General features: G+C 62.5%; 8 protein-coding genes. 3 read left to right on the top strand and 5 right to left on the bottom strand.

The genetic code is table 11. The annotated features are described in order from the left end of the window. Positions 1-101: 101 nt before the first annotated feature. Positions 102-764 (bottom strand): GMP/IMP nucleotidase, encoded by a 663-nt coding sequence (yrfG, locus tag QMX91_RS25335; RefSeq protein ID WP_135294752.1) that lies wholly within the window; start codon positions 762-764, stop codon positions 102-104. An 88-nt stretch (positions 765-852) separates the two neighbouring features. Between yrfG and nudE the strand changes: the two genes are divergently transcribed. Both nudE and cysQ read left to right on the top strand, forming a co-directional pair. Then, complete coding sequence (nudE, locus tag QMX91_RS25330) at positions 853-1,419, top strand: ADP compounds hydrolase NudE (protein WP_047600934.1); 567 nt, start codon at positions 853-855, stop codon at positions 1,417-1,419. Positions 1,420-1,424: 5 nt separating this feature from the next. Further along, positions 1,425-2,258 (top strand): 3'(2'),5'-bisphosphate nucleotidase CysQ, encoded by an 834-nt coding sequence (cysQ, locus tag QMX91_RS25325; RefSeq protein ID WP_223008853.1) that lies wholly within the window; start codon positions 1,425-1,427, stop codon positions 2,256-2,258. A 207-nt stretch (positions 2,259-2,465) separates the two neighbouring features. Here cysQ and QMX91_RS25320 read toward each other — a convergent pair whose 3' ends face one another. The 4 genes from QMX91_RS25320 to rfbC are packed head-to-tail and all read right to left on the bottom strand — an operon-like array spanning position 2,466 to position 6,696. Then, positions 2,466-2,921 (bottom strand): YiiD C-terminal domain-containing protein, encoded by a 456-nt coding sequence (locus tag QMX91_RS25320; RefSeq protein ID WP_134785197.1) that lies wholly within the window; start codon positions 2,919-2,921, stop codon positions 2,466-2,468. Then, positions 2,918-4,303, bottom strand: a complete 1,386-nt coding sequence (locus tag QMX91_RS25315; RefSeq protein ID WP_098966712.1) for a sigma-54 dependent transcriptional regulator — start codon at positions 4,301-4,303, stop codon at positions 2,918-2,920. Before QMX91_RS25315 ends, QMX91_RS25320 begins: the two co-directional genes overlap by 4 nt. Further along, entirely contained in the window at positions 4,300-6,108 is a 1,809-nt protein-coding gene (locus QMX91_RS25310; protein WP_027611227.1) for an ATP-binding protein, read from the bottom strand. The genes QMX91_RS25315 and QMX91_RS25310 overlap by 4 nt, the downstream gene beginning before the upstream one ends. Before the next feature lie 42 nt (positions 6,109-6,150). Then, the gene (rfbC, locus tag QMX91_RS25305; protein ID WP_103368291.1) at positions 6,151-6,696 is read right to left on the bottom strand and encodes a dTDP-4-dehydrorhamnose 3,5-epimerase; all 546 of its coding nucleotides are present in this window, start codon (positions 6,694-6,696) and stop codon (positions 6,151-6,153) included. Positions 6,697-6,842: 146 nt separating this feature from the next. On the opposite strand from rfbC, the gene QMX91_RS25300 reads away from it, so the two are divergent. Then, a complete protein-coding gene (locus QMX91_RS25300; RefSeq protein ID WP_282413547.1) occupies positions 6,843-9,755 on the top strand; it encodes an aminotransferase in 2,913 nt (970 codons plus the stop codon). The last annotated feature ends 91 nt before the right edge of the window (positions 9,756-9,846 follow it).

The raw sequence follows: 9,846 nt of genomic DNA, 5'->3' as shown, positions 1-9,846 counted from the left end.
TGGCGAGGGAGCTTGCTCCCGTTCGGCTGCGCAGCAGTCGTGAACATTTGGGACAGCTTCACGGCCCATCGGGAGCAAGCTCCCTCGCCACAGTGATGTTGCTAGAGTCCCCGAATCAAATCGCGGTAGTCTTCAACCGCCGCAAACTCGGCGGTGTCCTTCGGCCCCTTGCGACTGTCCGGCTCTTTCACCGCCAACAAATGCGTCACGCCAAACTCCCGCGCACTACGCAGAATCGGCAACGTATCGTCGATGAAAAGACTGCGTGCCGGATCAAAATCGATATCCGCCTGCAAGGCATCCCAGAACTGCGGGTTCTCCTTGGGATAACCGTAATCGTGGGAGCTGATCAGCCGCTCGAAGTACGGCGCCAGTTCGATCCGTTCCAGTTTCAGTGAGAGGGAATCGCGGTGGGCGTTGGTGATCATGATCACCCGTTTGCCGGCTTTTTTGATCGCCTGCAGAAAGGTGTCTGCATCCGGACGCAGCGCGATCAGGTGCGCGGTTTCCAGTTTGAGTTCACGCACCGAGAGCTTCAGTTCGGCACTCCAGAAATCCAGGCAGTACCACTGCAGTTGCCCGGCATGGCGCTCGAACAGCGGCTGCAACTCCATGTCGGCCATGGCCCGGCTCACCCCGTGCAGTTCGGCGTAGCGTTGCGGCAGGTGTTCCAGCCAGAAATGGTTGTCGAAGTGCAGATCCAGCAACGTACCGTCCATGTCCAGCAGGACGGTATCGATGTCAGACCACGGTAAAGAAGGCATGGCAACGTCTCGAGCGGTAGAAAGATATCCGACACAAACAATCGGGAAAGCCGCGTTATAGTAGCGCGTTCACGCCAAGGAGCTTTGCATGCGCCAGAAACCCACTGTACTCGCCCGCGAGATTGTCGCCACCAGTCGTCTGTTTTGCGTCGAAGAACTGAAGCTGCGTTTTTCCAATGGCGTGGAACGCACTTACGAGCGTCTGGTCGGCAAAGGCGCGGGTTATGGCGCGGTGATGATTGTGGCGATGCTCGACAGCGAACACGCGGTGCTGGTCGAGGAATACTGCGGCGGCACTGACGAGTACGAACTGTCCCTGCCCAAAGGCTTGATCGAGCCGGGTGAAGATGTGCTGGCAGCGGCCGAGCGCGAACTCAAGGAGGAGGCCGGTTTCGGCGCGCGCCAGCTGGAACATCTGACCGAGTTGTCGCTGTCGCCCGGTTACATGAGCCAGAAGATCCAGGTGGTGTTGGCCACCGATTTGTACGAGGAGCGTCTGGAGGGCGACGAGCCGGAGCCGATGCGCGTCGACAAGGTCAACCTGCGTGAACTGGCGGCGCTGGCGCAAAACCCGCAGTTTACCGAAGGCCGTGCCCTGGCGGCGCTGTATCTGGCGCGTGATCTGCTGACGCAGCGCGGGTTCTTTCAGTCATGAGTGAGATGTCGATGAAGTTTTCCCATCCGTTGATGGCGCCGGTGGTTGAGCTGGCGTTGCAGGCTGGCGAGGCGATTCTGCCGTTCTGGCGCTCTGGCGTGGAGGTCACCGCCAAGTCCGATGATTCACCGGTGACCGCAGCGGACATGGCCGCGCACCATGTCATCGTCGCCGGGCTGACCGCGCTGGACTCCAGTATTCCGATTCTGTCCGAGGAAGACGCCAACATTGCGCAGAGCGTGCGCGCCGGGTGGCAGCGCTGGTGGCTGGTGGATCCGCTGGATGGCACCAAGGAGTTCATCAGCGGCAGTGAAGAATTTACCGTGAACATCGCCCTGATCGAAAACGGGCGGGTGGTGTTTGGCGTGGTCACGATGCCGACCAATGGCCGCTTCTATGTCGGCGGTGCCGCTCTCGGCGCGTGGCGTGGGGACAAAGGTGGTTCGCCGGTGGCGATTCAGGTGCGTGACGTGCTCGCGCCCGGTGAAGCGTTCACCGTGGTGGCGAGCCGTCGGCACTCGAGTCCGGAGCAAGAGCGGCTGCTTGCCGGTCTGAGCGCCAGTTTGGGCGAGTTGCAACTGGCAAACATCGGCAGTTCGTTGAAGTTTTGTCTGTTGGCCGAAGGGGCGGCGGATTGCTACCCAAGACTGGCGCCGACGTCGCAATGGGATACCGCTGCGGCGCAGGGCGTGCTCGAAGGTGCTGGCGGCGAAGTGTTGGATCTGCAGGGCGAAGCGTTCTGTTATCCGGCGCGGGAATCGCTGCTCAATGAGTTCTTTCTGGCGTTGCCGGCGAAGGCGGCGTGGCGCTCAAGACTGTTGGAGCTGGCTCGGGGGTAAGTGGGTGGATTCTCGATTCCCCTCACCCCAGCCCTCTCCCGGAGGGAGAGGGCGCCGATTGGGGGATGCTGGTGAGGTTCACCGACTTGAGCCAGTTCTACTGAATCCATAATCGCTGCCGATCTTTCAGGTCGATGCCTGACGCAAGACGCCTCGGTCAGTCCGTTCTCCCTCCGGGAGAGGGTTAGGGTGAGGGGCTGTTGACGTTCAGCGGTGCAGAACGTATTGCCCGCTGAACGTCACTGCATTCTCATCACTGCCGGCGTTGACGATTCGCGTATTGAGCGTCAACCGTGCGCGCCCATAACGCTGATACATCGCCAGAAACTTCTTCCAGACCGCCGCTTCCGGTGGCGGACAAATCGCTGTGGCATCATCGGTCACGGGCAGCGGATAACTGATCTGGCCTTCCTGAATCACGATGTGCCCGTCGTCGATGCCTTCTTCCTTCAGGCGCAAATGCAGCCAGCCCCAGCCCGCCAGCACCGCGCCACAATAGAGGCTACCGCCGAACATGGTGCTTTTGTGATTGACGTTCGGCTCCAGCGGCAGGTGCAGGCTCAACTGCTGCTCGTGCCAGGCGAGGACCTTGAGGCCCATCTCGCGGGTCAGGGGAATGTCGTGATGCAGCACCGACTCCAGATAGCGACTGTCGCGGCTCATTCGGCTTCGTCTCCATTGGCGTTACTGTCGGCGAAATTCAAGCCGTGCTTGCGCAGTTTGTCGTGCAGGGTCTTGCGCGGAATACCCAGGGCTTCGGCGAGGCTGCGCACCGAACTGTGCGAGCGCGCCAGCTCGGCGGCAATCAACGACTTCTCGAAGTTTTCCACTTGCTCGCTCAGGCCACCACTGATGACTTCCACGCTGGTGCCGCCGCTTTCGCTTCCACTGTTGTCCAGCGCCAGTTCCAGACCGAGGGCGAAACGCTCGGCAGCGTTCTGCAGTTCGCGCACGTTGCCCGGCCAGGTGTGGCGCAACAGCAAGGCGCGTTGCGCCGGCTGCAGTTCATGCGGTGGCAAGCCATGTCGGGCGCTGGCTTCGTCGGCGTAATGCTGGAACAGCACCAGCGCATCTTCGCCGCGTTCGCGCAGTGGCGGAATACGCAGCGGTGCGACGTTCAGGCGGTAATACAAATCGGCGCGAAAACGCCCTTGATCGGCAGCCTGACGCAGGTCTTCCTTGGTCGCGGCGATGACGCGGATGTCCAGCGGGATCAACTGATTGCCACCCAGACGTTCGACCACGCGCTCTTGCAGCATGCGCAGCAGTTTCACTTGCACGTCCATGCTCATGCTTTCGATTTCATCGAGGAACAGCGTGCCGCCGTTGGCGAATTCGAACTTGCCGATCCGGCGTTTCTGCGCGCCGGTGAACGCGCCCGGCTCATGCCCGAACAGCTCGCTTTCGACCACCGATTCGGCCAGTGCCCCGGCGTTGATCGCCACGAACGGGCCGTTGCGCCGGCTCGACAAATCGTGCAGCGCACGGGCCACGACTTCTTTGCCCGCGCCGGTTTCACCGAGGATCAGCACGTCCGCCTTGGTCGCCGCCAGCGCGCCGATCTGCTCGCGCAGGCGCAGCATCGGCGCCGAGTGGCCGACCAGTCGTGCGCTCAGTTCGTTGCGATCGCTCAGGGCCAGGCGCAGGCTGCGGTTGTCCAGCACCAGCCGGCGCAGAGCCAGGGCGCGGCGCACGCTGTCGAGCAGCGCGTCGCTGGCGAACGGTTTTTCCAGAAAGTCATAGGCGCCGGCACGCATCGCCTGCACCGCCAACGGCACGTCGCCGTGGCCGGTGATCAGCAGCACCGGCAGCTCCGGATCCTGAGCGTGCAATTCGCTTAACAGTTCCAGGCCGTCCATGCCCGGCATGCGGATGTCGCTGACCACCACGCCGGGCCAGTCACGCTCCAGTTGCCCGGCCAGACCTTTGGCTTCGGACAGCGGAAGGATTTTCAGCCCGGCCAGGTCCAGGGTCTGGCCGAGGGCCTGACGCAGGTGCGGATCGTCGTCGATCAACACCACCTGAATGCGATTGTCGATGGTCATGCACTTCGATCCTCGGACGGTTGCAGGCTGACCCCGGGCGCACCGGCGCGCAGCCGCAGGGTGATCAAGGCGCCACCTTGCTTGTGGTTGGCGAACGACAGTTCACCGCCGAAGGCGCGCATCAGGGTTTCACAGATGGCCAGCCCCAGACCAAGGCCCTGAGTACGGGTCTTGGTGGTGTAGAAGGGCTCGCTGGCGCGGCCGAGGGCTTCCATGCAGAAACCCGGACCGTTGTCGCGAATGTACAGATTGACGCCCTCGGCGGTGGATTCGGCACTCAGCCACAGTTTGCGCGGCGGGCCTTTTTCGGTCAGCGCATCGAGGGCGTTGGCCAGCAGATTGCCGAGCACCTGACGCAAACGGGTTTCCCCGGCCTCGACCCACAGCGTGGCGGCGGGCAGATCGCGGATCAGCTCGACTTCCATACTGCGGCGCCGTTTGGCCAGCAATGCGAGCGCATCGTCCAGCGCCGGTTGCAGGGCCACGCTTTCCGGGGCATGGCGGTCGCGGCGGGCGAAGGCACGCAGGTGAGCGATGATCGAGGCCATGCGCCCGGTCAGTTCGCTGATCAGTTTGAGGTTGCCGCGAGCATCGTCGGTGCGTTGATGATCGAGCAGTACTTCGGCGTTTTCCGCATAGCTGCGGATCGCCGCCAGCGGCTGGTTGAGCTCGTGGCTGATACTCGCCGACATCGTACCCAGCGCCGAGAGTTTGCCGGCCTGGACCAGATCGTCCTGAGCGCGGACCAGCTCCTGCTGGGCCTGTTCGCGCTCCAGCACTTCCTGCTTGAGTCGGCGGTTGAGGCCTTCCAGATCGCTGGTCCGCTCGGCCACCCGACCTTCCAGTTCACGACGGGCCTTGGCTTCGAAGGCGATGCGTTCCAGGTAATGCCGGCGACGCTGCATCATCAGCCCCAGCAACAGCATCACCACCAACAGCGTGGCGCCGCCGATTGCGACCACGGTGCGCACCGGACGATCGATCAGCGTGCGCGGGGCAAGAATACTGACGCTCCAGCCGGTTTCGGCGATATCGACGGTTTGGGTCAGCCAGGCGCTGTCGCTGAGGTTCAGCGGACGTGGCTCGCGGGTCGGATAAGGCAGGATGGCGGTGATTGCCGAGCGCTCGGTGTCGCTCAAAATGCGGGTTGAACGAAAGCGCCATTCAGGGCGCGAGGTGAGAATCACCACGCCGTTGTGGTCGGTCACCAGCAGTTGTTCCGGGGTTTTGCCCCACAGGCTTTCGGTGTGATCGAGGTCGACTTTGATCACCAGCACGCCGATGATTTTTTCGCCGTTGCGCACCGCCGCGGCGAAGAAATAACCGCGTTTGGCCGACGTGGTGCCGAGGCCGAAAAAGCGTCCCAGACGCCCAGCCATGGCTTCGCTGAAATACGGACGGAAAGCGAAATTGCGCCCGACAAAGCTGTCATGTTTGTCCCAGTTCGACGCCGCGAGAGTCTGGCCGCTGGTGTCCATCAGGTACATGACTTCGGCGCCAGTCTGTGCGGCAATGTTTTTCAGCAGGCGGTTGGCATTGCCCTGGGTGACGCCGTCGTCCGGCGCCCCGAGCACGGCGCGCAGGGCCGGCAGGTCGCCGAGGATCTGCGGCAATACTTCATAACGGTGCAGGGTGCCCAGCAGGTTGGCGACGTAGAGGTCGAGGGTCTGGCGGTTTTGCCCGGCCAGTTCGCTGCGGTAATAGCGCTCGGCCAGATGCTCAAGCGGCCATAGCAGCGGCGCCAGACACAGGGCCAGCAGGGCAAGGCTGCGCCAGCGGGGTCTGCGGGGAAGGGTAGGTTTCATGAGCCGGATGCGCCTGAGTGAACAGGCGCATTATGCCTAGGCTCAGGCGAAGACGTCAGCGTCCTTGAGCAGCGCGCCGACCTGATCCTTGGCCGACAGCTTCGGCGCTTCGTCCAGTTGCCAGTCGATGCCCAGAGCCGGGTCGTCCCAGCGAATGCTGCGTTCGGACGATGGATCGTAGTAGTTGGTAGTCTTGTAGAGGAATTCGGCGAATTCGCTCAACACCACGAAACCATGGGCAAAGCCTTCCGGAACCCACAGTTGACGGTGGTTCTCGGCCGACAGGCGTACAGCAACCCACTTGCCGAAGTGCGGCGAGCTGCGACGGATGTCCACGGCTACATCGAGCACTTCGCCGGCGGTCACCCGAACCAGTTTGCCCTGGGTATTTTGCAGCTGGTAATGCAGGCCGCGCAGCACGCCTTTCTGCGAGCGCGAATGGTTGTCTTGAACGAACTGGGTGTCGAGCCCCGTCGCATCCTGGAACGCCTTGGCGTTGAAACTCTCGTAGAAGAAGCCGCGCTCGTCACCAAATACCTTGGGTTCGATGATCAGAACACCGGGCAGATCGGTGGTGATTACATTCATGAGGTTTTTCCAGATAGGGGTGAATGGCCGACATTCTTGCGCAAAGTGCCGGCGGATGCGAGCGTTTGAATATCTCCGGTCGGGGGTTGCGCATCCACTGCAGCAATGGCGATATAGGCACCTGATAAAATCTCAGGGGTCGTCCCATGCCGCTCGCCACGTTGATTCATCGCGCCAGTTTGCCCAGCCCGCAGGTTTCTGAAGCGCAGGCCCGGCAGTGGTTGGCCGAGCATTACGGGCTCAGCGGCACGCTACAGGCGCTGGGCAGTCAGCAGGACCTGAATTATCGGGTCGACAGTGAGCGTGGGCGCTTTGTCCTGAAAATCTGCCGCGGCGATTATGCACTTGTGGAGTTGCAGGCTCAGCATGCAGGCCTCAAGTACCTTGCCGAGCATTCGTCGGTGCACGTGCCCAAAGTTGTCCCGGCCAGTAACGGCGAGGATCTGTTGTCGCTGGAAGCCGACGGCGAGTCGGTGCACGTGCGGTTGCTGGACTACATCGAAGGCCAGCCGCTGACCCATCTTGAGCATTTGGGCCATGACGTGGTGGCCGGATTCGGTCGGTTGTGTGGCGAGATGGACCTGGCCCTGGCCAGCTTCGATCACCCGGGCCTTCAGCGCACGCTGCAATGGGACGCCCGCCACGCCAGTGCGCTGATCAGCCATCTGCTGCCGGTGATTCAGGATGAGCGCCAGCGCGCCTTGATCGCGCAAGCCGCCGAACAGGCCGAACGTCGCTTGCAGCCGTTGCAGGACAAGCTGCCGGTGCAGGCGATCCACATGGACATCACCGACGATAACGCTGTCTGGCGACGCGATGCCAAGCGTCATTGGCAATTGCAGGGCGTGATCGACTTCGGTGATCTGGTGCGCACCTGGCGTATCACCGATCTGTCGGTGACGTGCGCGGCGCTGCTGCACCATGCCGGCGGTGATCCGTTTGTGATTCTGCCGGCGGTGCAGGCCTATCACGCGGTCAATCCGCTGCAACATGAAGAGCTGTTGGCGTTGTGGCCGTTGATCGTGGCGCGGGCGGCGGTGCTGGTGCTCAGTGGCGAGCAACAGGTCAGCATCGACCCGGGCAATACCTATAGCCGCGACAACCTTGGCCACGAATGGGAAATTTTCCACGTGGCCACTTCTGTACCCCTGGCGCTGATGGAAGCGGCGATCCTCACGTCAGTCGGCCAGCGTCTGCCGACGGTCGGCAGCGAGGGTTTTGCGCCACTGTTGCCAGAGCTGGTCGGGCATGAATTTGCGCTGATCGACCTTGGCGTCCTGAGTCCGCATTTCGAGGCGGGCAACTGGGAGCAGGAGGGTATCGATCAACGACTGCTCACTGAAGCCGCGGCCGCGCATGGCCTGGCGGCCAGTCGTTACGGGCAATACCGCTTGTCGCAGACGCGAGTGGACAGCGCGGTCGAACCGGAGACGTTCCCGCTGCACGTTGAGTTGCGCGTGCCGCAGGGCTCGGCGGTGGAAGCGCCGTTTGCCGGTGTGCTGCATCACGCGGCGGATGGTGTGTTGCAACTCGACGGACCACAGCTCAGCGTGCGCCTATGGGGCGTGAACGCCTCGCTGCACAGCGGCGCGGCGCTGGTCAAAGGTCAGGTGCTGGGTTCGGTCGACGGTCCGTTGAAGGTGCAGTTGAGCCGCGTTGCATCGCTGGATGCGCCATTGTTCTGCAGTCCTGCGCGCGCTGCAGCGTGGCAGGCCCTGTGTCCATCGCCAGCCACTTTGCTGGGTCTGGCCTGCGATGCCGAACCCGAGCTGGATGCGAAAACCTTGCTCGAACGACGCGACGCCAGTTTCGCCCGCACGCAAAAGCATTATTACGTCGACCCGCCGCGCATCGAGCGTGGCTGGCGTAATCACCTGATCGACATGCAGGGCCGTTCCTACCTCGACATGCTCAACAACGTCGCGGTGCTCGGCCATGGTCATCCGCGCATGGCCCAGGTGGCGGCGCGACAGTGGTCGCTGCTCAACACCAACTCGCGTTTCAACTATGCAGCCGTGGCGCAGTTCTCCGAACGCTTGCTGAAGCTGGCGCCGGAAGGCATGGACCGGGTGTTTCTGGTCAACAGTGGCAGCGAGGCCAACGACCTGGCGATCCGTCTGGCGTGGGCCTACAGCGGCGGGCGCGACATGCTCAGCGTGCTGGAGGCCTATCACGGCTGGACGGTCGGCGCTGATGCGGTGTCGACGTCGGTTGCCGATAACCCTCGTGCTCTGGAAAGTCGTCCGGACTGGGTGCATCCAGTCACCGCGCCGAACATCTATCGCGGTGAGTTCCGTGGCCTCGATTCTGCGCCGGATTATGTACGCAGCGTCGAAGCGCAACTGGCGCATATCGCCGCGCAGGAGCGCCAATTGGCCGGTTTCATCTGTGAACCGGTGTACGGCAACGCCGGCGGGATTTCCCTGCCGCCCGGTTATCTGAAGCAGGTTTACGCATTGGTGCGGGCCCAGGGCGGGGTGTGCATCGCCGACGAAGTCCAGGTCGGTTACGGGCGCATGGGTCACTTTTTCTGGGGCTTCGAAGAGCAAGGCGTGGTGCCGGACATCATCACCATGGCCAAGGGCATGGGCAACGGCCAGCCGCTCGGCGCCGTTATTACGCGTCGGGAAATCGCCGAGGCGCTGGAAGCTGAAGGCTATTTCTTCTCGTCGGCCGGCGGCAGTCCGGTGAGCTGCCAGGTCGGTATGGCGGTGCTGGATGTGATGGAAGAAGAAAAGCTCTGGGAAAACGCCCAGGTGGTTGGCGGGCATTTCAAGACGCGGCTGGAGGCGTTGATCGATAAACACCCGCTGGTGGGCGCGGTGCATGGTTCCGGCTTCTATCTGGGGGTAGAGCTGATCCGCAACCGCGAGACGCTGGAGCCGGCCACCGAGGAGACCACGTTGTTGTGCGATCGCCTGCGCGAGCTGGGGATCTTCATGCAACCGACCGGGGATGACCTGAACATTCTCAAGATCAAACCGCCGATGGTCACCTCGCGGCGCAGCGTCGACTTCTTTGTCGACACGCTGGATCGGGTACTCGAAGAAGGTTTGTAAACGCTGCTTTTGTGGGAGCGGGCTTGCTCGCGAATACGGTTCTTCATTCAAAGGTGATATCGACGGATGTGCCGCCTTCGCGAGCAAGCCC

It is taken from the genome of Pseudomonas sp. PS01299, from assembly GCF_029960145.1.
In the GTDB taxonomy this organism is placed as follows: Bacteria; Pseudomonadota; Gammaproteobacteria; order Pseudomonadales; family Pseudomonadaceae; genus Aquipseudomonas; species Aquipseudomonas putida_A.
The sequence above is the reverse complement of the archived record's forward strand: the minus strand, read 5'-3'. Positions and strand labels throughout refer to the sequence as shown.